General features: G+C 72.5%; 21 protein-coding genes and 1 pseudogene. 6 read left to right on the forward strand and 16 right to left on the reverse strand.

The window, feature by feature from the left end:
* Window positions 1–42 precede the first annotated feature (42 nt).
* Window positions 43–2559: an ATP-dependent Clp protease ATP-binding subunit gene (locus ACFZAU_RS28195; RefSeq protein WP_018559555.1), complete on the reverse strand. Its 2517-nt coding sequence runs from the start codon at window positions 2557–2559 to the stop codon at window positions 43–45.
* A 432-nt stretch (window positions 2560–2991) separates the two neighbouring features.
* On the opposite strand from ACFZAU_RS28195, the gene ACFZAU_RS28200 reads away from it, so the two are divergent.
* Window positions 2992–3519: an SCO3374 family protein gene (locus ACFZAU_RS28200; protein WP_500554454.1), complete on the forward strand. Its 528-nt coding sequence runs from the start codon at window positions 2992–2994 to the stop codon at window positions 3517–3519.
* On the opposite strand, the gene ACFZAU_RS28205 is transcribed toward ACFZAU_RS28200, so the two are convergent.
* From ACFZAU_RS28205 to ACFZAU_RS28255, 11 genes are all read right to left on the reverse strand, one after another.
* The gene (locus ACFZAU_RS28205) at window positions 3450–3791 is read right to left on the reverse strand and encodes a histone-like nucleoid-structuring protein Lsr2 (protein WP_500463762.1); all 342 of its coding nucleotides are present in this window, start codon (window positions 3789–3791) and stop codon (window positions 3450–3452) included. The two genes, ACFZAU_RS28200 and ACFZAU_RS28205, sit on opposite strands and share 70 nt — an antisense overlap.
* A 165-nt stretch (window positions 3792–3956) precedes the next feature.
* Complete coding sequence (locus tag ACFZAU_RS28210) at window positions 3957–4475, reverse strand: amino-acid N-acetyltransferase (protein WP_499610821.1); 519 nt, start codon at window positions 4473–4475, stop codon at window positions 3957–3959.
* 9 nt (window positions 4476–4484) lie between these two features.
* Window positions 4485–4889 carry a BlaI/MecI/CopY family transcriptional regulator gene (locus tag ACFZAU_RS28215; RefSeq protein ID WP_499610819.1) on the reverse strand — a complete coding sequence of 135 codons (405 nt, stop codon included), beginning with the start codon at window positions 4887–4889 and terminating at the stop codon, window positions 4485–4487.
* A gap of 55 nt (window positions 4890–4944) precedes the next feature.
* Complete coding sequence (locus ACFZAU_RS28220) at window positions 4945–5130, reverse strand: hypothetical protein (protein WP_500554455.1); 186 nt, start codon at window positions 5128–5130, stop codon at window positions 4945–4947.
* A 149-nt stretch (window positions 5131–5279) separates the two neighbouring features.
* Window positions 5280–6995: a hypothetical protein gene (locus ACFZAU_RS28225; protein WP_500554456.1), complete on the reverse strand. Its 1716-nt coding sequence runs from the start codon at window positions 6993–6995 to the stop codon at window positions 5280–5282.
* 112 nt (window positions 6996–7107) lie between these two features.
* Complete coding sequence (locus ACFZAU_RS28230) at window positions 7108–7782, reverse strand: hypothetical protein (RefSeq protein WP_500463759.1); 675 nt, start codon at window positions 7780–7782, stop codon at window positions 7108–7110.
* Between the two features lie 131 nt (window positions 7783–7913).
* Window positions 7914–8711 (reverse strand): type III pantothenate kinase, encoded by a 798-nt coding sequence (locus ACFZAU_RS28235; protein WP_500554457.1) that lies wholly within the window; start codon window positions 8709–8711, stop codon window positions 7914–7916.
* Window positions 8711–9721, reverse strand: coding sequence for a carboxylating nicotinate-nucleotide diphosphorylase (gene nadC / locus ACFZAU_RS28240; protein ID WP_500554458.1), 1011 nt, complete (start codon window positions 9719–9721; stop codon window positions 8711–8713). The genes ACFZAU_RS28235 and nadC overlap by 1 nt, the downstream gene beginning before the upstream one ends.
* Window positions 9718–11448, reverse strand: a complete 1731-nt coding sequence (locus ACFZAU_RS28245) for an L-aspartate oxidase (RefSeq protein WP_500554459.1) — start codon at window positions 11446–11448, stop codon at window positions 9718–9720. Before ACFZAU_RS28245 ends, nadC begins: the two co-directional genes overlap by 4 nt.
* The gene (gene panC / locus ACFZAU_RS28250; protein ID WP_500554460.1) at window positions 11445–12299 is read right to left on the reverse strand and encodes a pantoate--beta-alanine ligase; all 855 of its coding nucleotides are present in this window, start codon (window positions 12297–12299) and stop codon (window positions 11445–11447) included. The genes ACFZAU_RS28245 and panC overlap by 4 nt, the downstream gene beginning before the upstream one ends.
* Window positions 12296–13231: a Rossmann-like and DUF2520 domain-containing protein gene (locus ACFZAU_RS28255; RefSeq protein WP_500463755.1), complete on the reverse strand. Its 936-nt coding sequence runs from the start codon at window positions 13229–13231 to the stop codon at window positions 12296–12298. Before ACFZAU_RS28255 ends, panC begins: the two co-directional genes overlap by 4 nt.
* A 102-nt stretch (window positions 13232–13333) precedes the next feature.
* On the opposite strand from ACFZAU_RS28255, the gene ACFZAU_RS28260 reads away from it, so the two are divergent.
* A complete protein-coding gene (locus tag ACFZAU_RS28260) occupies window positions 13334–14458 on the forward strand; it encodes a threonine aldolase family protein (RefSeq protein WP_500554461.1) in 1125 nt (374 codons plus the stop codon).
* 832 nt (window positions 14459–15290) lie between these two features.
* Here ACFZAU_RS28260 and ACFZAU_RS28265 read toward each other — a convergent pair.
* The 3 genes from ACFZAU_RS28265 to cdgB all read right to left on the reverse strand — a co-directional run bounded on the left by ACFZAU_RS28265 (window position 15291) and on the right by cdgB (window position 19019).
* Complete coding sequence (locus ACFZAU_RS28265; protein WP_500463753.1) at window positions 15291–15983, reverse strand: response regulator; 693 nt, start codon at window positions 15981–15983, stop codon at window positions 15291–15293.
* A gap of 64 nt (window positions 15984–16047) precedes the next feature.
* On the reverse strand, window positions 16048–17241 hold the full coding sequence (locus ACFZAU_RS28270) for a sensor histidine kinase (RefSeq protein WP_499610787.1): 1194 nt from the start codon (window positions 17239–17241) through the stop codon (window positions 16048–16050).
* Between the two features lie 131 nt (window positions 17242–17372).
* Window positions 17373–19019 carry a diguanylate cyclase CdgB gene (gene cdgB / locus ACFZAU_RS28275; RefSeq protein WP_500554462.1) on the reverse strand — a complete coding sequence of 549 codons (1647 nt, stop codon included), beginning with the start codon at window positions 19017–19019 and terminating at the stop codon, window positions 17373–17375.
* Window positions 19020–19428: 409 nt separating this feature from the next.
* On the opposite strand from cdgB, the gene ACFZAU_RS28280 reads away from it, so the two are divergent.
* Window positions 19429–19929, forward strand: a complete 501-nt coding sequence (locus ACFZAU_RS28280) for a flavin reductase family protein (protein WP_500463777.1) — start codon at window positions 19429–19431, stop codon at window positions 19927–19929.
* Between the two features lie 62 nt (window positions 19930–19991).
* Here ACFZAU_RS28280 and arfB read toward each other — a convergent pair whose 3' ends face one another.
* Entirely contained in the window at window positions 19992–20435 is a 444-nt protein-coding gene (arfB, locus tag ACFZAU_RS28285) for an alternative ribosome rescue aminoacyl-tRNA hydrolase ArfB (RefSeq protein WP_500554463.1), read from the reverse strand.
* 159 nt (window positions 20436–20594) lie between these two features.
* On the opposite strand from arfB, the gene ACFZAU_RS28290 reads away from it, so the two are divergent.
* The 3 genes and pseudogenes from ACFZAU_RS28290 (at window position 20595) to ACFZAU_RS28300 (ending at window position 22332) form a co-directional block, all read left to right on the forward strand.
* Window positions 20595–21170, forward strand: a complete 576-nt coding sequence (locus tag ACFZAU_RS28290) for a TerD family protein (RefSeq protein WP_500463750.1) — start codon at window positions 20595–20597, stop codon at window positions 21168–21170.
* Window positions 21171–21393: 223 nt separating this feature from the next.
* Window positions 21394–21888, forward strand: a complete 495-nt coding sequence (locus ACFZAU_RS28295) for a hypothetical protein (RefSeq protein WP_500554464.1) — start codon at window positions 21394–21396, stop codon at window positions 21886–21888.
* Between the two features lie 55 nt (window positions 21889–21943).
* A pseudogene (locus ACFZAU_RS28300) lies at window positions 21944–22332 on the forward strand (SHOCT domain-containing protein).
* Window positions 22333–22361: the final 29 nt, after the last annotated feature.

Below are 22361 nucleotides of genomic sequence, written 5' to 3' on the forward strand. Positions count from 1 at the left end.
TATTGTGCGGACGGGGCCGGATCGCTCTGCGATTACCTGCGGTTATGCTTCCTTGCTGAGGTTCGGCCCGCCGGCCGCCTCGACCGGAGGAGCGTCGGCGACGGCCACCTTCTCCTCACCGCGGAAGGTGAACTTGACGTTCTCGCCCTCGCCCTCGGTGCCCACGACCACGATGTGACCGGTGCGCAGCTCGCCGAAGAGGATCTTCTCGGAGAGCACGTCCTCGATCTCCCGCTGGATCGTCCGGCGCAGCGGCCGGGCTCCCAGCACGGGGTCGTAGCCCTTCTTGGCGAGCAGCGACTTGGCCTCGGGGCTGAGCTCGATGCCCATGTCCTTGTCCCTGAGGCGCTCGTCCACCCGGGCGATCATCAGGTCGACGATCTGGATGATGTCTTCCTCGCTGAGCTGGTGGAAGACCACGATGTCGTCGACACGGTTCAGGAACTCGGGGCGGAAGTGCTGCTTGAGCTCCTCGCCGACCTTGGCCTTCATCCGCTCGTACCCGGTCTTGACGTCGCCCGCGGCCGCGAAGCCGAGGTTGAAGCCCTTGGAGATGTCCCGGGTGCCGAGGTTGGTGGTCATGATGATCACCGTGTTCTTGAAGTCCACGACCCGGCCCTGGGAGTCGGTCAGCCGACCGTCCTCCAGGATCTGCAGCAGGCTGTTGAAGATGTCCGGGTGGGCCTTCTCGACCTCGTCGAAGAGGACGACGGAGAACGGCTTGCGGCGCACCTTCTCGGTGAGCTGGCCGCCCTCCTCGTAGCCGACGTATCCGGGCGGGGAGCCGAACAGCCGCGAGACGGTGTGCTTCTCGCTGAACTCGGACATGTCGAGCTGGATCAGCGCGTCCTCGTCGCCGAAGAGGAACTCGGCGAGCGTCTTGGAGAGCTCGGTCTTACCGACGCCGGACGGGCCGGCGAAGATGAACGAGCCACCGGGGCGCTTGGGGTCCTTCAGACCGGCCCGCGTGCGGCGGATGGCCTGCGAGAGGGCCTTGATCGCGTCCTTCTGGCCGATGACGCGCTTGTGCAGCTCGTCCTCCATGCGCAGCAGACGCGAGGACTCCTCCTCGGTGAGCTTGAAGACCGGGATGCCCGTGGCGGTGGCCAGGACCTCGGCGATCAGCTCCTCGTCCACCTCGGCGACGACGTCCATGTCGCCGGCCTTCCACTCCTTCTCCCGCTTGGTCTTCGCGGAGAGCAGCTGCTTCTCCTTGTCGCGGAGGGAAGCGGCCTTCTCGAAGTCCTGCGAGTCGATCGCGGACTCCTTCTCCCGGCGCACGTCGGCGATCTTCTCGTCGAACTCGCGCAGGTCCGGCGGAGCGGTCATCCGGCGGATGCGCATCCGGGAGCCGGCCTCGTCGATCAGGTCGATCGCCTTGTCCGGCAGGAAGCGGTCCGAGATGTAGCGGTCGGCGAGGGTCGCCGCGGCCACCAGGGCGGCGTCCGTGATGGACACGCGGTGGTGGGCCTCGTAGCGGTCCCGCAGACCCTTGAGGATCTCGATGGTGTGCGGCAGCGACGGCTCCGCGACCTGGATGGGCTGGAAGCGGCGCTCCAGGGCCGCGTCCTTCTCCAGGTGCTTGCGGTACTCGTCGAGCGTGGTGGCGCCGATGGTCTGCAGCTCACCGCGCGCGAGCATCGGCTTGAGGATCGAGGCGGCGTCGATCGCGCCCTCGGCGGCGCCCGCACCCACCAGGGTGTGGAGCTCGTCGATGAACAGGATGATGTCGCCGCGGGTGCGGATCTCCTTGAGCACCTTCTTCAGGCGCTCCTCGAAGTCACCGCGGTAGCGGGAGCCGGCCACCAGGGCGCCGAGGTCCAGGGTGTAGAGCTGCTTGTCCTTCAGCGTCTCCGGGACCTCGCCCTTGACGATGGCCTGGGCCAGGCCCTCGACGACGGCGGTCTTGCCGACGCCGGGCTCGCCGATGAGGACGGGGTTGTTCTTGGTGCGGCGCGACAGCACCTGCATCACGCGCTCGATCTCCTTCTCGCGCCCGATCACCGGGTCGAGCTTGGTCTCACGAGCGGCCTGCGTGAGGTTGCGGCCGAACTGGTCCAGGACGAGCGAGGTCGAGGGGGTGCCCTCGGCCGGACCGCCGGCGGTGGCGGCCTCCTTGCCCTGGTAGCCGGAGAGCAGCTGGATGACCTGCTGCCGCACCCGGTTGAGATCGGCGCCCAGCTTCACGAGGACCTGGGCGGCGACGCCCTCGCCCTCGCGGATCAGGCCGAGCAGGATGTGCTCGGTGCCGATGTAGTTGTGGCCGAGCTGGAGGGCCTCGCGGAGCGACAGCTCCAGGACCTTCTTGGCCCGGGGGGTGAAGGGGATGTGGCCGGACGGGGCCTGCTGCCCCTGTCCGATGATCTCCTCCACCTGCTGGCGGACCGCCTCGAGCGAAATCCCGAGGCTCTCCAGGGCCTTAGCGGCGACACCCTCACCCTCGTGGATAAGGCCCAGGAGGATGTGCTCGGTGCCGATGTAGTTGTGGTTGAGCATCCGGGCTTCTTCCTGAGCCAGGACGACAACCCGCCGCGCGCGGTCGGTGAACCTCTCGAACATCGTTAATCGCTCCTCAGAGCGGTCGGGCAGTTAGGGGCGTGTCCCCTCCCTGTCCTTCCGCATGCTAGTCCCGCACAGCGGGGCAGCTCACTTCAACCGTCGACACCTGGCGAGGTCGTTAACCCCCGCGCCGTCGACAACAGCCTCAACCCGATGGTGCGAGACGATGTTCCCGCAGGCCAGGCGGATAGCCCTTTATCCAGTACGCCGAGGGCGAACGTCCCACCTGTCCGACATGGCCGTCGTCCGTTCCCACTAGGTATTTCTTACCCGCCCGCACGGACAGTCCATGCCGGGAGCACGCCCGCTGTCTGCTATAGGCGAACAGACTTGCGTCGGGTGGATTCACGGAGGGTGACGGCACACCGGCCGCCGGGCACTCCCGGTGACCCGCCTCGTAACCCCGGACGCCCGGGGGGCGTTGCGCAGGGCATGCAGGCCTCACGGGTCCCGGTGACCCTGGAACACGCGGACGCGCTCGACGTCCCCGCGGAGGCGGGGCACGAGGTGCTCGGCCGCTTCCCGGCGCCCCGGACGGGGCCGGTCGCCCTGGCGGGGCAGCGGATGCGGTTCTTCGTCGCCCCCGGCAGCGCCGAGGAACTGCCCGGCCTGCTGGACTGGCTGGAGTGGAGCGGCATCCCGCTCGACCTCGTGCCGCTGCGCGGCGCCGGGGCCGCCTACGACGACGGCGCGCCCGCCTGGCTCCGGCCGCCCGTCCGGGACGGCGGACGCCACGCGGGCGCGCCGCTCCACCTGCCCGCCATGACGCTCGGCACGCAGCCCGGCCCCGCGGCGGACGGACGCTCCGGGGGGACCGTGGGCCTCACGCCCCTGGTCTCCGCGCTCGCGACCGCCTGCCACCGGGTCCGGCTGCGGGTCGCCCGGACCGATCAGCCGTGTGCCTTCTCGTACGCCTCGCGGATCTGCGCGGGGACGCGGCCGCGGTCGTTGACCTCGTAGCCCTCTTCCTTCGCCCACGCGCGGATCTTCGCGGTGTCCTGGCTCGCTGCGCCCCCGCGGGAGGCACCCTTCGCGGCGCGCCCGCGGCCGGCACGGCCACCGGTGCGGCGGCCGCCGTCCACGTACGGACCGAGGAGACCGCGCAGCTTGTCGGCGTTGTCGGTGGTGAGGTCGATCTCGTACGTCACTCCGTCGAGTGCGAACGTCACGGTCTCATCCGCCTCGCCGCCGTCGAGGTCGTCAACAAGAAGGACCTGAACCTTCTGTGCCACCGGCTTCCCTTTCATCGAATACGGATTACCGGTAAAAGCAAACCGCCTTTTCCCGGAAAACTCAAACCCCTTGCCCGAACTGCTCCCGGCCCGGTAGGCATCCCGGCGGTCTTCCGCGGAACGTTTCGGACATACTGTTGTGCCGGGCGGCCACCGTGGGCGGTCTCACAGATGCAACAGCATCCGGCTGTTGCCCAAGGTGTTGGGTTTCACTCGTTCGAGGTCCAGGAACTCGGCCACGCCCTCGTCCTTTGACCTCAGCAGCTCACCGAAGACATCGCCGTCGACCGGCGTCTCGCCGATCTCGACGAAGCCGTGCTTCGCGAAGAAGTCCACTTCGAAGGTGAGGCAGAAAATGCGCCGCACTCCCAGCCGGCGCGCCGTCTGCAGCAGCTTCTCCAGCACGAGATGCCCGACGCCCGTGCCGTGCCGCGCGGGGTCGACCGCGAGGGTGCGCACCTCGGCGAGGTCCTCCCACATCACGTGCAGTGCGCCGCAGCCCACCACCTCGGCGTCGTGGTCGTGTTCGGCCACCCAGAACTCCTGGATGTCCTCGTAAAGCGTCACCGTCGGCTTGTCGAGCAGGATGCGGTCGCGGACATACGCGTCGAGCAGTCGCCGGACAGCCGGCACGTCGGCCGTCCGCGCCCTGCGGATGGTGACGTCATTTGATGCGGCGGGCATGTGCGGACGCTATCGCCCGGCCGATCCGTCCGTCTCGCCGGGGTCACCCGGATCAGCTGATTGCACCACCCGCATTGCGTCACGGAGCGCTTCTCGCTGTTCCGCCGACATCATGCCGAAGAAGGCGACAAGGGCGGCGGCGGGGTTGTCGCTCGCGGCCCACGCCTCGTGCATGAGTGCCGCCGAGTAAGCGGCGCGAGTGGATACCGCCTCATAGCGATAGGCGCGCCCTTCGGCTTCCCGCCGGAGCCAGCCCTTCTGATGAAGGTTGTCCATTACGGTCATGACCGTCGTGTAGGCGATCGAACGCTCCCGCCGGAGATCCTCCAGCACCTCGCGCACCGTCGCCGGGCGGTTCCAGCGCCACACCCGGGTCATCACGGCGTCTTCGAGGTCTCCCAAAGGACGGGGCACACCCGAATACTAGTTGCTCACGGGCGCAATGCCCGGAATGCCGGGAATATCGAGGTCACACCCGGTGCTCGGTGCCGCCCGGCCGCTGGGCCGGGGGCTGCGCGCCGGACAGCGCGGCGTCGACCACCGCGTCCTCCTTGGCCTTGTTGACCCCGCCCTGGCTCCTGATCAGCGTCCGGATGAGGAAGGTGAACGCGATGGCCATCACGGTGGGGGGCACGAGCGCGGAGACGTAGTCCATGGCACCAGGGTAGCCACGCCCCCGCGCGACCCCCTCGGCGGACCTCCTCCGGGGCCCGGGGGCCCGGGGGCCGGGTCCCCGGGCGGTCGTGACGTGGCCCCGGCCCGCTGCGGTGCGGGCCGGGGTCACGAGTGCGTCGCTCCGGGCGGCTACCCGCCCGTACGCGCCCTGCGGCGGACCGCCGCCACCAGGAGCACCCCCAGGGCCGCGCAGGCCGCCGAGCCGGCCACCAGGGGGCGCACGGGGCCCGCTCCGGTGGCGGCGAGGGATCCGCCCGTCCCGCCGGCCGGGACCACGCCGGAACCGCCCGGGGTGCTCCCGCCGGAACCGGGCGACGCCTCGGCCGTGACCGTCAGGACGCCCGCGTTGTTCTTCTGGCCCTCCCGGTCCACGCCGTAGTCCGAGGCCGCGAAGACGAGGCCGGTGGCCTCGTCCAGTGCCCGGTCCGCGACGAGGGTGAAGGAGAAGGTCTGGGAGGTGCCGGGTTCGATCGAGTGCCGGGTGGAGCAGTAGTAGATCGTCCCGGTCGGTACCGGCGCGACGTCCTCCGGGTCGTCGCCGAAGGTGGCGCCGCCCGGGTAGTCGTCCCAGTCCGCGTTCGTGGTCAGCCTGCAGGCGCCGTCACGGGCCGTCACCCGCACCCCGTGGGGGATCTCAACCGCGACCCAGGTGGCCGGCCCGGTCCCGCTGGTGCCGCGTGCCCGCGCGGCCTCGTCGCCCTCGTTGCGCAGGCCCACGACGGCCTCGGTCCGCTCTCCGGCCGTCGCCCGGACCGTGTCCCCGATCGCGACCAGGTCCGCCCCGCGGTGGCCGGGGGCCGGGCCCTCGGGGTCGTACAGCCTGATCTCCAGGCCGCCGAGGTTGTCGCTGTAGTCGACGTCCCAGCCCTCCTGCGCGGCGAGCGACCGGGCCGCCGCCCCCGGGCCGCCCGTGTCCTTCGCCGCGGGGGCCTGGGCCGTGCGGACGAGGGTGAGCGGAGCCCCGGTGCCGGGGGTGCCGCCGGGTACGACGTCGTCGAGCCTTCCGCCGATCACGTCGGCCTGGTAGCCCACCCTGCCGTCGGTGGCGCCGGGCTCGACGTCGATCCTCAGTGGCCGCGCGAGTTCCCACACCTCGCCGGGAGCGATGTCGGTGTCGAAGTGGCAGACGAAGGCGCCCCGCTGTGCCTGGTCGAGCGGGTCGTAGCGGCAGTTGCCGAAGTCGCCCGCCACCGCCAGGCCCGCGCCGCCGGAGCCGGTGAGGTTGGTCCCCACCATCACGGAGACGCCGCCGCGGGTCGGCCGGTCGCCGGCGTTGGCGATGACGACCGGCAGGTCGAGGGTGTCCCCGGGCCGTACGTCGGAGACGGTGGACAGCTTCGGCACGACGAGGTCCGGGCCGGTGCCGACCGTGATCCGGGTGGCGGTCATGCTGTCGGGATCCGGCCCGGCGTCCTTCGCGCCGACCGAGTAGCGCAGCGTCGCGGCGTCGTCGGTCCTGGAGCCGGAGGCGGCCCGTATCTTCACGGGTATCGCGGTGCCGGCGTGGTCGACCGTGCCCAGGGAGCAGGTGGCCGTGCTGCCCGAGGTGGCGCACAGGTCCGCGGGGAGCACCACGTCCACGACCCCGGTCAGGGCGGCGAGGTCCATGGTGACGACGACCTCGTGGGCGGGCTCCGGCACCTTCCCGTCGTCGAAGCGCTGGACCAGGGCGGTGATCTCGAAGGTCTTGTACGTGGTGCTCGTCGCCGCCACCCCGACGTCGCCGGGTGCGGTCAGGTGCAGTTCGGCCCTGAGGGCCGCTGCCGGGGCCGCGGTGGCGGCGGATCCCGCCGCCAGGGTGACGAGGGCGGCCGCGGCGCACACCGCGGACCGGATGGGTCTCATGCCGGGTTCCCCCCTGAGGAAGTCGACAGCCGGGTGGCGCACCCGTGAACGCACGGGAGACGTCACGTGAAGGACCCGTGACGTCTCCGGAAGGTTGTGCGGTGACTGTGCGTCAGCCCGTGGCGCGCTCCTCGGGGGGTGGCGGGGTGCGCCGGCGGGGCGGGAAGATCTCGGCCGGCGTGGGCACCTTGCGCTTCTCCTCACCGGGTTCCGGCGCGGCCGGCTCGGTGGGAGACGTCTTCGGGTCGGGCTTGGGGCCCGGCTTGGGGTCGTCGGAGGCGGCCCTGCCGCCGGGCAGCGCGCGCAGCCTCGCCCTGCCCGTGTACGGCGTGCCGCAGGGCTGCGAGGGCGCGGGGATGCGCGCCTCCAGGCGGGCGCGCACGTCGAGCTCCGCCAGGTGCTCGCAGCGGCGCAGCACGGCCCTCCTGCGGTGCGCCTCGGCGTCCGTGCACGGCGCGTCGTGCAGCCGGCGCAGCGCGGCGAGGTCGTCCGGCAGGGGCACGTACCCCATGTCGAGCGCTCCCGTCAGCCGCTCGAGGTAGCCGGCGGCGCTGCCCGGCAGCGCGTCCCGGTACCTGGCGAGCTCCGCGAGCTGGAAGGTCCGCAGCCGTCCGCCCTCGCGGGCCGCCTCGTCGACGTCCTCGACGAGGCGCAGGTAGTCCTTGACCTCGTCGGGGGTGGGGATCATGGTGCTGGACTGGAGGGCCGCTGAGAGGGCGCGCCGGAGCACGCGCAGTTCATCCGCGCTGAACGCCATTCCGCCTCGGGACCCGTGTGGCGTGGGCATGGTCTGACTTTACGTACTAAGCGGACAAAATACGCGTAACCAGATATGCCCGGGCGCGCCGCGCACGTTCCCCCGCGGACCCGCCGGGCCGTCGGCTCGTCGGCTCGTCGGGTTGTCCGCTCGTCGGGTCGTCAGGTCGTCGACACGTTCCGCTCGTAGACGAGCCGCAGGCCTATCAGGGTCAGCCAGGGCTCGTGCACGTCGATGACCGCCGACTCGCCCAGCACCAGCGGCGCCAGCCCGCCGGTGGCGATGACCGTGACGTCGTCCGGGTCGTCGGCGAGCTCCCGCGCCATCCGCTCGGCCACGCCGTCCACCTGGCCGGCGAAGCCGTACAGGATGCCGGACTGCATGGCCTCGATGGTGTTCTTGCCGATGACGCTGCGCGGACGGGTCAGTTCCACCTTGCGCAGCTGGGCCCCGCGGGCACCCAGGGCGTCCACCGAGATCTCGATGCCGGGGGCGATGGCGCCGCCCGCGTACTCGCCCCGCGACGTGACCGCGTCGAAGGTGGTGGCCGTGCCGAAGTCCACCACGATGCACGGACCGCTGTAGAGGTGCACGGCGGCCAGGGAGTTGATGATCCGGTCGGAGCCGACTTCCTTGGGGTTGTCGGTGAGCACCGGGACACCGGTCTTGACGCCGGGCTCCACGAGCACCGCGGGCACGTCGCCATAGTAGCGGCGCGTCACCTCGCGCAGCTCGTGGAGCACGGAGGGGACGGTGGAGCAGATGGCGATCCCGTGGATGTTGTCGCCGAGCTCCTCGCCGAGCAGCGGGTGCATGCCCATCAGGCCCTGCATGAGCACGGCCATCTCGTCCGCCGTGCGGCGCGGGTCGGTGGAGACCCGCCAGTGCTCGACGATCTCTTCCCCGTCGAACAGCCCGAGGACGGTGTGGGTGTTGCCGACGTCGATGGTGAGCAGCATCAGTCCCGTCCCGACCCCTCGGACCGCAGGTCCAGTCCGATGTCGAGGATCGGCGAGGAGTGGGTCAGGGCGCCCACGGCCAGGTAGTCGACGCCGGTCGCGGCGTAGGCGCGGGCGTTGTCCAGGGTGAGCCGGCCGGAGGACTCCAGCAGGGCACGGCCCGCGACGACGGCGACCGCCTCCTCCGTGTCGGAGGGCGTGAAGTTGTCCAGCAGAATCAGGTCAGCGCCCGCGTCCAGGACCTCGCGGACCTGGTGCAGGGTGTCGACCTCGACCTCGATCGCCAGCTCGGGGAACTCCTCACGGACGGCCTTGAAGGCGGCCGCCACGCCGCCCGCGGCGACCACGTGGTTGTCCTTGACCAGGGCCGCGTCCGACAGCGACATGCGGTGGTTGACGCCGCCGCCGCAGCGGACCGCGTACTTCTCCAGCGCGCGCAGGCCCGGGGTCGTCTTCCGGGTGTCGCGGACCTTCGCCTTGGTGCCCTCCAGCGCGTCGGCCCAGCGGCGCGTCGTGGTGGCGATCCCGGACAGCCGGCACAGCAGGTTGAGCGCGCTGCGCTCCGCGGTCAGCAGGTCCCTCGTACGGGTGCGCACCGACAGCAGCGTTTGACCGGCCTCGACCCGGTCGCCGTCCTCGACGTGCCGCTCGACCTCGAACTCGTCGGTGCAGACGATGGACAGCACCGCCTCCGCGACCCGCAGCCCGGCGACCACGCCGGCCTCGCGGGCGGTGAAGTCGCCGGTGGCCATGGCGTCCTCGGGGATGGTGGCCACGGTGGTGACGTCCACCCCGCCGTCCAGGTCCTCCTCGATGGCCAGGTGCGCGACGTCCTCGACCAGCACCGGGTCCAGCCCGGCGTCGGCGAGCAGCTGCGCCAGGTCGGGGTCGAGACCGCACTCGCTCGGGTCGTGCGCGTACGCGTCGCCGGAACCGCAGCCGCAGCCGTCGCCGCAGCCACCGCCGCCGGCGCCGCCGATCTGCAGGAGGGGGAGGTCGGGCGTGCTCATCGCTGGGGCTCCGTTCCAGGACGGGTTGCGGGAAGGTCCGCTGTGGGGGTGGTGCGGATGGTGAGACTAGTGGGTGCGGCGGGCAGCCCCGCACCACTGGAGGGGAGCCGGACGACGATGTGCCGGCGCCAGTCCTCGTCGTCGCGCTCCGGCCGGTCCTCGCGCCAGTGGCAGCCGCGGGTCTCCTCGCGGCGGCGGGCCGCCTCGACCAGCACCCGGGCGACCAGGCAGAGGTTGGTCGCCTCCCAGGTCTCCACGCAGGGCTCGGCCGTCTTGCCGTCGCGCTCCAGCAGCTCCTCGGCGTCGGCGTACATCCGGCTCAGCGCCGCCGCCGCGCCCTCCAGGCTCTCCGCGCTGCGCAGCACGCCCGCGCCGCGGGTCATGATCCGCTGGATCGCGAAGCGGGCCTCGGAGGGCAGTAGCGGGGAGCGGCCCGGCTCCGGGACCACGGGGGCGCCGGGGGCCGCGGGGTGCTCGGCGATGTCGGCGGCGATGCGCTCGGCGAAGACCAGCCCCTCCAGGAGGGAGTTGGACGCCAGCCGGTTGGCGCCGTGCACGCCCGTGCAGGCGACCTCGCCGCACGCGTACAGGCCCGGCACCGTGGTGCGGCCGTGCAGGTCGGTGCGGACGCCGCCGGAGGCGTAGTGCGCGGCGGGCGCCACCGGGATCGGCTGCGTGACCGGGTCGATGCCGTTGGCGCGGCAGGCGGCGAGGATCGTCGGGAAGCGCCGCTCCCACATCCGCGCCCCGAAGTGCCGGCCGTCGAGGTACATGTGCTCGGCGCCGGTCTCCTGCATGCGGCGCGTGATGCCCTTGGCGACGATGTCGCGCGGCGCGAGCTCGGCCAGCTCGTGCTGCCCCTGCATGAAGCGCACCCCGTCGGCGTCGACGAGGTGGGCGCCCTCCCCGCGCACGGCCTCGGAGACCAGCGGCTGCTGGCCCTCCGCGTCCCGGCCGAGGAAGAGCACCGTCGGGTGGAACTGGACGAACTCCAGGTCCGAGACCTCCGCGCCGGCGCGCAGCGCGAGGGCCACCCCGTCGCCCGTGGACACCGCCGGGTTGGTCGTGGCCGAGAAGACCTGCCCCATGCCGCCGGTGGCCAGCACCACGGCGCGGGCCCGCACCGCGCCGACGCCGTCGCGCTGCCCCTCGCCCATGACGTGCAGGGTGACGCCCGCGGCGCGGCCCTCGGCATCGGTCAGCAGGTCCAGCACGAGCGCGTTCTCGATGAACTCGATCCTGGCCTCGCGCACGGCCTCGATCAGCGCCCGGGAGATCTCCAGGCCCGTCGCGTCGCCGCCCGCGTGGGCGATCCTGCGGCGGTGGTGGCCGCCCTCGCGGGTCAGCAGGATCTCGCCGGTCGCCTCGCTGGTGTCGAAGTGCGCGCCCGTCGCGATCAGCCGGCGTACGGCGTCGGGGCCCTCGGTGACCAGGGTGCGCACGGCCTCCTCGTCGCAGAGCCCGGCGCCCGCCACAAGGGTGTCGGCCAGGTGCTGCTCCGGGGTGTCGCCCTCGCCGAGGGCGGCGGCGATGCCGCCCTGCGCCCAGCGCGTGGAGCCGTCGTCGAGGCGGGCCTTGGTGACGACGGTGACCTTGGCGCCCTGTGCGGCGCAGCGCAGCGCGACGGTCAGCCCGGCGACGCCGGACCCGACGACCACCACGTCCGCCTCGTGCTCCCAGCCGGGCGCGGGGGCGTGCAGCCGTATGCGTGTACCTGTGCCGCTCATCGGCGGACTCCGAACTCCAGGGGGATGTTGTCGATCAGCCGGGTCGTGCCCACCTTGGCGGCGACGGCGAGCACCGCCGGTCCGGTGTGGCCGGGGGCGGCCTCGGTGAAGTCGTCCGGGTCGACCAGGGCGAGGTAGTCCACCGCCAGGCCGTCGCCCTTCTCCAGCACCGTCCGCGCCGCGTCCCGTACGGCGTCCGGGCCGTCCTCCAGCGCGTCACGTCCGGCGAACAGGGCGCGGGAGAGGGCCAGGGCGCTCTCGCGGTCGCCGTCGGAGAGGTAGCGGTTGCGGCTGGACAGGGCCAGGCCGTCCGGCTCGCGGACGGTGGGCACGCCGACGATCTCGGCCGGGAAGTTAAGGTCCGTCACCATGCGGCGGATGAGGGCCAGTTGCTGGGCGTCCTTCTGGCCGTAGAAGGCGACGTCCGGCCGGGTCAGGTGGAGGAGCTTGGCGACGACGGTCAGCATGCCGTCGAAGTGGCCGGGGCGCGAGGCGCCCTCGTAGCCCTCGCCCATCGGCCCCGCGCTGATCCGCACCCGCGGCCGCCCGCCGGGGTACACCTCCTCGACGGAGGGCGCGAAGACCACGTCGGCGCCGGCCCGCCCGGCGGTCCGAACGTCCGCGTCGAGGGTGCGCGGGTAGCGGTCGAAGTCCTCGCCCGGCCCGAACTGCAGCGGGTTGACGAAGACGGTGACGACGACGGTGCCGTCCCCCACCCGCTCGCGGGCGGTCCGCACGAGGGTCGCGTGCCCCTCGTGCAGCGCGCCCATGGTCATCACGACGCCGACATCGCCGGGCCGGCCGCCGACGGCCTCCCGCAGCTCGCGCGCGGTGTGCACCAGCCTCGTCATCGCCCTCCCCCTTCGGCGCCGTCCGCCAGGACGCCCAGCAGCGCCTCCGCGAACTCCGCCTTCAGCATTCCGCCCGCCAGCGCGCGGTCCGCGGTGGCGCGGGCCATCGCGACGTACGGGGCCACCATCTCCGGGGCGTGCACGCGCAGCTCCGCCAGATGCGCCGCCACCGTGCCCGCGTCGCCGCGGGCGACCGGACCGGTCAGTGCGGCGTCACCGGAGCGCAGGGCGTTGTCCAGGGCCGCGCCGAGCAGCGGGCCCAGCATCCGGCCGGGCTCGCTGACGCCGGAGGCACGCAGCAGCTCCATGGACTGCGCGACCAGGGTGACCAGGTGGTTCGCGCCGATCGCCAGGCCCGCGTGGTAGAGCGGGCGGGCCGACTCCTCGATCCACTCGGGCTCGCCGCCCATCTCGATCACCAGCGCCTCGGCCGCCATCCGCAGCTCCACGGGGGCCGTGACGCCGAAGGAGCAGCCGGCCAGCCGCTGCACGTCGACGGAGGTGCCGGTGAAGGTCATCGCGGGGTGCAGGGCCAGCGGCAGCCCGCCCGCGCGCAGGGCCGGCCCCAGCACGGCGGTGCCGTACCGGCCCGAGGTGTGCACCAGCAGCTGGCCGGGACGTACGGCCCCGGTCTCGGCGAGACCGGCCACCAGCCCGGGCAGCGCGTCGTCCGGCACGGTCAGCAGGACGAGCTCGGAGCGGGCCAGCACCTCGGCCGGCTCCACGAGCGGCACGTCGGGCAGCAGGGCGGCCGCGCGACGGCGTGAGGCGTCGGACACACCCGACGCCGCGACCGGGTGGTGCCCGGCCAGCTTCAGCGCGGCGGCGAGCGCGGGACCGACCCGCCCCGCGCCGACGACGCCGACCGTGAGCCGCGCGGGGCGGGCCTCCACGTCGGGGGGCAGGGGCCCCTGGTTGTGCGATGCGTTCACGCTGCGCTGGCCTTCCGTTCCAGTCCTCACGGGGGTACCGGACGTTCTCGTCAATGCTACGCGAATGTTTCCCGGCGCCCTCGGGCACGGCAGGATCGGTCCATGACCTCTGCCGATGACGAGAAGGCGCGGCGCATCGCCGCCGTACGCTCCTGCGACCGCGTGCTGTCCCACGGGAAACCGCCGACGATGGGCGAACGGCTGGCCGGACTGGCCCGGCGGGACGGCCTGGACGGCCCCGCCGACATGTACGGCGACGGGATCGTCGCGGAACTGGAGCACCGGGTGGCAGGACTGCTCGGCACGGAGGAGGCCGTCTGGTTCCCCACCGGGACGATGGCCCAGCAGGTCGCCCTGCGCTGCTGGGCGGGACGCACCGGCAACCCCGTTGTCGCGCTGCACCCGCTGGCCCACCCCGAGGTCCACGAGCGCGGCGCGCTGTCCGCGCTGAGCGGGCTGCGGACCGTCCACCCGACCACGGCCCGCCGGATACCCGACGCGGACGAGGTCCGCGGCATGGACGAGCCCTTCGGCACGCTCATGCTCGAACTGCCGCTCCGGGACGCCGGCTTCGTCCTGCCGACCTGGGACGAACTCACCGCCACCGTGGCCGCGGCCCGCGAGCGCGACGCCGTCGTCCACTTCGACGGCGCCCGCCTGTGGGAGTGCCCGCCGCACTTCGGGCACCCCCTCGACGAGATCGCCGGCCTCGCCGACAGCGTGTACGTCTCCTTCTACAAGTCCCTCGGCGGCGTCTCCGGCGCGGCCCTCGCCGGCCCCGCCGACCTCGCCGCCGAAGCCCGCACCTGGCGGCACCGCTACGGCGGCCTCGTCTTCCAGCAGTGGCCCGCGGTGCTGTCCGCGCTCGACGGGCTCGACCACGAACTGCCGCGCCTGCCGGAGTACGTGGCCCACGCGAAGGTCGTCGCGGCGGCCCTGCGGGACGCGCTCGCCGCGGGCACGGGCTGGGTCCGGGTGCACCCGGAGGTGCCGCACACGCACCAGTTCCAGGTGTGGCTCGCGGAGTCCCCGGACGTCCTCAACGAGGCCGCGGTGCGGCAGGCGGAGGAGACCAAGACGGCGCTCTTCGGGCGCTGGACGGGGTCGGAGGTGCCGGGGGTCGCGATGACGGAGGTCACGGTCGCGGCGTCGGCGCTCGAGTGGGATGCGGCGGGGATCGCCGAGGCGGTGGCGGACTTCACGCACTTTCTCCCTGGGGGCGCCTGACCCGGGGTCGTTTGCTTGCGGCCCCTTGTCGTGTGCGGCGCCGTTGTGGTTTCTGTTGGGGGTTCGCCCACCCTCCCTCCCGATTGCCCGGCGCGGTTGGTGCGGGTCTCGCACGTCGTGTTGGGGTCGGCGCCGCGCCGGCGCACGTCCTCAACGCTCGCGGTTTACCCCCACATCCTCGGGCGCCGCACTTAACCGCTCGTCGTTTCCGGGCGCACCCCGACACACCCCCTCCCGAGGTATGGGCGCACACGGCCGGTGGGGGATATGGAGGCAATCCGGGGTTGCCCCGGACCGCTCACTGACCCCACGGCCCCGCAGTTCCAGCCCGCATTTTTCGGCACCGGGTCCGCAGCTCGCTTCCCCGGCCTTCTGACAGGGGGAGCGCCCCGCCACGCCCCTCCCTGTTGTGCGGGCGCAGGGTGCCCCGTTGGGGGTGCGTCGGACAGGTGCGGTGACCCCGGATTGCCTTCTGACCACCCACCGGCCGTTGGTCGCCACGGATACGGAGGGGGTGGGGGAGGTGGGGGCACCCCCGGCCGAAGGCTGGGGGAGGGTGGGCGTTCTGGACGCTGACGTGTATTTGATGTGCGGCACAGACGGCACCGCCGAGTGCTGCCCGCCATGCACATAAATATGCGGTACAGAATGCCCACCCCGGAGGCCCCGCCCCCGGCCCACCAACCCACAGAGCGAGCCCCGCACCAATCGCGCCGGATGGGGGCACCCCCGGCCGAAGGCTGGGGGAGGGCGGGAGGGCGGGGGAAAAGCCCCCAACCGCAGCCACAAACAACCCGCACACGACAAGGGGCCGCAAACAAACGGCACCGGGTCAGGCGGCTCCGCCGCCTCCCGCACGGACGAGCCCCGTCTCGTACGCGAGCACGACCGCCTGCACCCGGTCCCGCAGGTCCAACTTCGTGAGGATGCGCCCCACATGCGTCTTCACCGTCGCCTCGCTGAGCACCAGCTTCCCGGCGATCTCCCCGTTCGACAGCCCCTGGGCGACCAGCAGCAGCACCTCGCGCTCGCGGTCAGTCAGCCGCTCCAGTTCCTTGTGCGTCGGCTGGCTCGCACTCGGCAGCAGCGGGGTGAAGCGGTCGAGCAGGCGCCGGGTGGTGCTGGGGGCGACGACCGCGTCGCCGCTGTGGACGGCGCGGATGGCCGCGAGGAGTTCGTCCGGGGGGACGTCCTTGAGCATGAAGCCGCTCGCGCCGGCCTTGAGGGCGGAGAAGGCGTACTCGTCGAGGTCGAAGGTGGTCAGGATGAGTACGCGGGGCCCGCCGTCGTCGGGGGTGCGGTCGGGGGCGCCGCAGATCTGGCGGGTGGCCTCGACGCCGTCCAGGCGGGGCATGCGGACGTCCATGAGGACCACGTCCACCGGGGTGGTGCGCAGGGTCTCGACGGCGTCCGCGCCGTCCCCCGCCTCGGCGACGACCTCCATGTCGGGCTGGGCCTGCAGCACCATGCGGAAGCCGGTGCGGAGCAGCACCTGGTCGTCGACGAGCATCACGCGGATCGCCATCGGTCCGGTCCCTCTTTCCCTTTGCCTGTCGTCTCTGTTTGCCGCTGCCGCGCAGCGCGTCCCGCTAGCGCGCGGCCTTCACCGGGAGCACCGCGCTGATGCGGAAGCCTCCGCCGGGGCGCGGTCCGGCGTCCAGGGTGCCGCTGACCATGCCGACGCGTTCGCGCATGCCGATGAGCCCCTGGCCCTGGCCGTCCTCGCCGCCGCCTTCGTAGAGCTCCTGCTGGGCGCCGCGTCCGTCGTCCTCGATGAGGAGGCTGAGGTCGCTGTCGCCGAAGGTGAGCCGGACCTTGGCCCGCGCCTCGGGCCCGCCGTGCTTGCGGGTGTTGGTGAGCGCCTCCTGCACGATGCGGTAGGCGGTGAGTTCGACGCCGCTGGCGAGGGGCCGGGACTCCCCCTCGACCTCGAAGGCGACCGGCAGTCCCGCGCCCCGGACCTGTTCTATGAGGTCGGTCAGCTGGTCGACGCCCGGCTGCGGCACGTACTCGCCGCCGCCGTCGTCGCCCGCGCGCAACACCCCGAGCAGCCGGCGCATCTCGGTGAGGGCCTGGCGGCCGGTGGTGGAGATGGTCTCCAGTGCCTGCTTGGCCTGCTCGGGGGAGGCGTCCAGCACATAGGCGGCGCCGTCGGCCTGGACGACCATGACGGAGACGTTGTGGGCGACGACGTCGTGCAGTTCGCGGGCGATCCGGGCGCGTTCGGCGGCGACCGCGGCCTTGGACTGGGCCTCGCGTTCGCGCTGCAGGCGGGCGGCGCGCTCCTCCAGCTCGGCGTAGTACGCGCGGCGGGTGCGGAGGCTGTCGCCGATCACCCAGGCCAGCAGGAAGGGGACGGCGAGGAAGACGGTCGCGACGGCGTCGGCCCAGTAGCCCTCGCTCTCGTTGGGCCAGCGCAGGGTGGAGATGGTGGAGGCGGACAGACCGCCGAGGAGGGCCAGCCGGGACGCCCAGCGGGCGCCGTTGGCCGCCACGGTGTAGATGATCACCAGCATGGCGAAGTCGCCGGGGTTGGACTGGACGTCCAGCACCAGCTGGACCACCCCGACGAGGACGGCGAGCAGCAGCATCTTCTCCGGCATGCGGCGGCGCAGCGCGACCACGAGGGACAGCGCGAGCGCGAGCGGCACGGCGGCGGCCCGGGTGTTCGCGTGCAGGTCGTCGTTGGCGATCCACAGGGCGGAGAACCCGAGCAGGACGAGGGCCCAGAAGCTGTCGACCCAGGTCGGGTGCCTGCGGAGGAAATCGTAGAGACGCTGCACGTAACCCAGCGTAGGCATCCCGGATGCGTGCGGGAGTCAACCGGAGGAGCGATCCGGGGTACTCCCCAGGGTGGACGCGCGCCCTCCGCCGAGGAGGAGGCGGCGGGCCGTCCGGGGTGCGCCCCGGCCGGTCAGCCCGCGGCGCGGCGGTGGCCGCGGGTGCCGTTGCGGGAGCGCTTCTCGATGTACATGCGCTGGTCCGCGGACTGCAGCACCTCGTCCGCGGTCATCCCGCAGCCGGCCCAGCCGATGCCGAAGCTGGCGCCGACCCGGACCGCCCGGCCCTCGAAGCGGATCGGGGGGATGATCGCGTTGCGCAGGCGGACGGCGAGGTCCTCGGCGTCCTCCCGGCCGAGGCCGTCGGCGAGGACGACGAACTCGTCGCCGCCGAGCCGGGCCACCGTGTCGCCGTCGCGCACCGCGCTGGTGAGGCGGCGGGCCACCTCGATGAGCACGGCGTCGCCGGTGTGGTGGCCGAAGCGGTCGTTGATCGACTTGAAGCCGTCCAGGTCGCAGAAGAGCACGGCCAGGCCCTTGCCGCCGTCGGCGTCGTCGGACGGCGCCGCGGTGTGGGTGTGGTGGTCGAACCCGGGGAGCGGGGCGGTGCGGTCGACCGGGTCGTAGTCGTAGGTGTAGGCGAACTCGTCGGCGCCCGCGAAGACGGCGGTGTGGCCGTCGGCGTCCGGGGCCTGCGGGCGCGCGCAGATCTTGCCGGACAGCCGGGCGCGCAGTTCGGCGCTGTTGGGCAGGCCGGTGAGGGAGTCGTGGCTGGCGCGGTGGGCGAGGGCGAGTTCGCGGCCCTTGCGTTCCTCGATGTCCTCGACGTGGGTGAGCAGGAAGCGCGGGCCGTCGGCGGTGTCGGCGACGACGGAGTTGCGCAGGCTGACCCACACGTAGCTGCCGTCGCGGCGCTGCAGGCGCAGTTCGGCGCGGCCGCCCTCGGCGCTGGTGCGCAGCAGGACGCCGACGTCCTCGGGGTGGACGAGGTCGGAGAAGGAGTGGCGGCGCAGCACCGCGGCGGGGCGGCCGAGCAGCCGGCACAGCGCGTCGTTGGTGCGGACCAGCTTGCCGTGCTGGTCGCCGCCCATCTCGGCGATGGCCATGCCGCTGGGGGCGTACTCGAAGGCCTGACGGAAGCTCTCCTCGCTGGCCCGCAGGGCCTGCTGCTCCCGCTCCAGGCGGACCAGCGCGCGTTGCATGTTCGCACGAAGACGCGCGTTGCTGATGGCGATGGCGGACTGGAAGCCGTACATCTGCAGGGCCTCGCGGCCCCACGGGCCGGGCCGCCGGCCGCCCACCGGGCGGTCGACGGAGATGACGCCGATCAGCTCGCCGCCGCCGTTGGGGTTGGCGTACATGGGGGCGAGGAGGCGGTCCTCGGGGTGCCACTCGTCGGGGAAGCGGGGCGGCGGGCCGTCGCCGGGCCAGCTGGGGACGTCGTCGCCGTCCAGGACCCAGCCCTCGTGGTGGGGTATGAAGCGCAGGGCGCCCCAGCGCTCCCCCATGGTGAGCCGGCGCTCCCAGGAGGCGCGCGAGCCGACCCGGCCGGCCATCAGGGCCTCGGCGGCGGCGCTCCCGGCGACGGCGGCGACGACCAGGTCACCGTCGGGGCGGACGAGGTTGACCACGGCGAGTTCGAAGCCGAGGCCCTTGACGACGCCGTCGGCCACGGCCTGCAGGGTGTCGGCGAGGCTGCGAGCGCAGTTGAGGTCCGCGACGACCTGGTGCACCTGGCGCAGGGTCGCGAGGCGGACATACGGCTCCGACTCGGTGTCCATGCGCTCTCCCCGGGCCCTCGACGACAACTCCTGAGACTGCTTGTGGTCCGTTGTGGTCCAATTCCCACCGCAACTGAATCACAGCGAGCAGTTCGACCGGTACACAGGGTCAACAATTCATGCCCCTTGTGACTCAAGTCACATCTGATTGTCGTGTTCCGATCACGCAGCGTAGAGCAGACCGGGTGTCCCCCTTCACCCATTGAACACAATCGAGCAGGTGAGCGGGGGTTGTACGACCGGAAGCGGTGACGGCCGGGAGGTCCTAGGACCTGGCTCGATCCGAAGTCCGATGCGGGTGGTGCGGCAGTCCGGCTAGCGTCGGGGCGTGTCACAGTCAATCACCTCCACGCCCCGCATCCCGCATCCTGGGACCGTGCCCGACGGTTCCGAGCCACCCGTGTCCGGCGTGGACAGCGACGCCTTCCGCGCCACCATGACCCGCCTCGCCGCGGGGGTGGTCCTGGTGACCGCCCACGACCCCGAGGACGGCCCGCGGGGCGAGGACGTCGGCATGACCGCGACCGCCTTCGTCTCGGTCTCCCTGGAGCCGCCCCTGGTGATGGTGAGCCTGCGCACGGGGTCCCGCATGGACGAACTGCTGGAGCGCCGGCGGCGCTGGGCGGTGTCCGTGCTGAGCGAGAGCCAGCGGCACATCGCCGGGCGCTTCGCCATGCGCGGGCGCATCAGCGACCGGCTGCTCTTCGAGGACGTGGCCTACTACCGCGGCGAGGTCTCGGGCGCCCCGGTCCTCGGCGGCGGCCTGGCCGTGCTGGAGTGCGAGACCGAGCAGCGCGTCCCGGCGGGCGACCACACCCTGGTGATCGCCCGCGTGCTGACCGCGCGCACCCCCAGCGCGGACGGCGCGCCCCTGATGTACTTCCGCGGCCGCTACCGGCACCTCGGCTGAGGCGCCGCGGACACCCGGCCGGGCCCTGCGGGAAGGGCCCGCAGGAAGGACACCGCGGGGGCTCAGGACCAGTCGCGCCCGTCGCGGCCGCGCTTGGTGTCGCCGCGGCGCTTCTTCTCCCGCAGCCGCCGCTCGTTGATGCCGCGCGGGATCCGCGTGGGCCTGCGCACCTTGGGCGGCGGCGCGGTGGCCTCGGCGAGCAGGGCCGCCAGACGGGTCATCGCCGTCTCCCGGTTGCGCCACTGCGAGCGGTGCTCGGAGGCCCGTACGGTCAGGACGCCGCCCACCAGGCGCGAAGCGAGCCGCTCCAGGGCGCGCTCCTTCCACACCGGGGGCAGCGACTCGGAATTGGCGAGATCGAATCGCAGTTCGACCTGGCTGTCCGAGGTGTTGACGTGCTGGCCGCCGGGTCCGGACGAACGGGAGAAACGCCACATCAGCTCGGCCTCCGGTATGGAGACCGAGCCGCGGACGACGAGTGGGGGCGGCCCTGACATGCCTCCCATGATCCCGCCGACGGGCGCCGGAGTCACAGGATTTTCCGGGACATGGCACCGGAGGCGGTTTTCGCCGTAAAGGAACCATGCCGGCCTCTCACGACGTTCCCCCCTGTGAAGGTAGCGTCGAGGTCGGCACGAACGACCGACATCACGGAGGGGACTCCCATGGCTGTAAGCCTGTCGAAGGGCGGCAACGTCTCGCTCACCAAGGAAGCACCGGGCCTGACGGCCATCACGGTGGGCCTGGGCTGGGACGTGCGCACCACCACCGGCACCGACTTCGACCTCGACGCGAGCGCCATCGCGCTCAACCCGAGCGGCAAGGTCTACGCGGACGCCTACTTCGTCTTCTTCAACAACAAGCAGACGCCGGACCAGAGCATCGTCCACACCGGCGACAACCGCACCGGCGAGGGCGCGGGCGACGACGAGGCGATCAACGTCAACCTGGCGGGGCTGCCCGCCGACGTCGAGCGCATCGTCTTCCCCGTCTCCATCTACGAGGCCGAGGCCCGCAGCCAGAACTTCGGCCAGGTCCGCAACGCCTACATCCGCATCGTCAACCAGGCCGGCGGCGCCGAGATCGCCCGCTACGACCTCAGCGAGGACGCCGCCACCGAGACCGCCATGGTCTTCGGCGAGCTCTACCGCAACGGCGCCGAGTGGAAGTTCCGCGCGGTCGGCCAGGGCTACGCCTCCGGCCTCGCCGGCATCGCCACCGACTTCGGCGTCGGCCTCTGACACCGGTCGGGCCCCAGGGCCCGACGGGCCGCCTCACCCGATGAGGCACCCCGTGCCCCGCACGCGACCGGCGTGCGGGGCACGCCGGTGCCCGGCCCTTCGTACCGGTGGACGGCCCCGGCGTCCTCGCCGGGCCGGCGGAGCCGTACGCCTCCGGCCCGGCCCGCCGCGGAGGTGCCGCCGGCACGGACCTGCCGCCGGGGCCGCCGCGTACCATCGGCGGGTGATCGACCTCGGCTACTCGCTCTCCCGCCGCTTCCCCGACCCCCCGCAGACCGACTACCGCACCGCCGACGTACGGGCGCTGCGCCACGACCTGTTCTGCGGGGACGTCTACCTGGCGGACGTGAAGGCCGACCGCGAACTGTCCACAGCCTGGGGATGGGTGCCCGTCCTCGACTTCGGGTGGGCGCTGTGCGACATCGTCGAGGAGCTGGACCGCGACCCGCTCGGCAGCCGCGCCGCCCGCCCCCAGTACGCGGAGCTGGACTTCACCGAGTCCACCGACCGGCTCCGCTTCCAGCGCCGCTTCGGCTTCGTCGACGTCAGCGCCGACTGGGCGCCGGAGGAACGGCCGCTCTCCTTCGCCCACGCCGAGCTGCGCCGCGAGGCCCGCGACTTCCTGCACGACCTGCTCGCCGACCTCACCGACATGCACGACGGCCTGGACGCCAACCCCGCGATCTGGGACCTGGCGGCGCGTTTCCCCCGTCTGTAGCCCGGACGGCGCAGCCCCGGGTGCGGGACCCGTTCGGCCGCCGTCCACTTGGGGCATGGACGACTACCCTCTGCTGAACCTCTTCTGGACGATGCTCCTGATCTTCTGCTGGGTGCTGTGGTTCTTCCTGCTCTTCAGGATCATCGGGGACCTCTTCCGCGACCACACGGTCGGCGGTTGGGCCAAGGCCGGCTGGATCATCGTGCCTTCCTCGGCGTGCTGATCTACGTCGTGGCTCGGGGCAAGGGGATGGCGGAACGCGACCAGAAGCAGGCCAGGGACATGGACGCGGCGTTCAAGCAGTACGTGCGCGAGGCCGCCGCGGGCGACGGGGGAACGGCGGGCAACAACGTCGAGCGGCTGTCCGAGCTCGCCGAGCTCAAGAGCCAGGGCCACATCACCGAGGACGAGTACACCAAGGCGAAGACGAAGCTCCTCGCCTGACCGGCGCTTGACCTCAACCGCGCTTGAGG

Origin of the sequence: Streptomyces sp. NPDC008238 (assembly GCF_042956445.1) — a bacterium.
In the GTDB taxonomy this organism is placed as follows: Bacteria; Actinomycetota; Actinomycetes; order Streptomycetales; family Streptomycetaceae; genus Actinacidiphila.

Excerpts from the sequence above, each read along its gene's own strand:
- ACFZAU_RS28265 (WP_500463753.1), bottom strand. The coding sequence starts at position 15,983 with ATGGCGATCCGCGTGATGCTCGTCGACGACCAGGTGCTGCTCCGCACC.
- nadC (WP_500554458.1), bottom strand. The coding sequence starts at position 9,721 with ATGAGCACGCCCGACCTCCCCCTCCTGCAGATCGGCGGCGCCGGCGGC.
- cdgB (WP_500554462.1), bottom strand. The coding sequence starts at position 19,019 with ATGGACACCGAGTCGGAGCCGTATGTCCGCCTCGCGACCCTGCGCCAG.
- panC (WP_500554460.1), bottom strand. The coding sequence starts at position 12,299 with ATGACGAGGCTGGTGCACACCGCGCGCGAGCTGCGGGAGGCCGTCGGC.
- ACFZAU_RS28290 (WP_500463750.1), top strand. The coding sequence starts at position 20,595 with ATGGCTGTAAGCCTGTCGAAGGGCGGCAACGTCTCGCTCACCAAGGAA.
- arfB (WP_500554463.1), bottom strand. The coding sequence starts at position 20,435 with ATGGGAGGCATGTCAGGGCCGCCCCCACTCGTCGTCCGCGGCTCGGTC.
- ACFZAU_RS28220 (WP_500554455.1), bottom strand. The coding sequence starts at position 5,130 with ATGGACTACGTCTCCGCGCTCGTGCCCCCCACCGTGATGGCCATCGCG.
- ACFZAU_RS28210 (WP_499610821.1), bottom strand. The coding sequence starts at position 4,475 with ATGCCCGCCGCATCAAATGACGTCACCATCCGCAGGGCGCGGACGGCC.
- ACFZAU_RS28235 (WP_500554457.1), bottom strand. The coding sequence starts at position 8,711 with ATGCTGCTCACCATCGACGTCGGCAACACCCACACCGTCCTCGGGCTG.
- ACFZAU_RS28260 (WP_500554461.1), top strand. The coding sequence starts at position 13,334 with ATGACCTCTGCCGATGACGAGAAGGCGCGGCGCATCGCCGCCGTACGC.
- ACFZAU_RS28225 (WP_500554456.1), bottom strand. The coding sequence starts at position 6,995 with ATGAGACCCATCCGGTCCGCGGTGTGCGCCGCGGCCGCCCTCGTCACC.
- ACFZAU_RS28200 (WP_500554454.1), top strand. The coding sequence starts at position 2,992 with ATGCAGGCCTCACGGGTCCCGGTGACCCTGGAACACGCGGACGCGCTC.
- ACFZAU_RS28195 (WP_018559555.1), bottom strand. The coding sequence starts at position 2,559 with ATGTTCGAGAGGTTCACCGACCGCGCGCGGCGGGTTGTCGTCCTGGCT.
- ACFZAU_RS28230 (WP_500463759.1), bottom strand. The coding sequence starts at position 7,782 with ATGCCCACGCCACACGGGTCCCGAGGCGGAATGGCGTTCAGCGCGGAT.
- ACFZAU_RS28245 (WP_500554459.1), bottom strand. The coding sequence starts at position 11,448 with ATGAGCGGCACAGGTACACGCATACGGCTGCACGCCCCCGCGCCCGGC.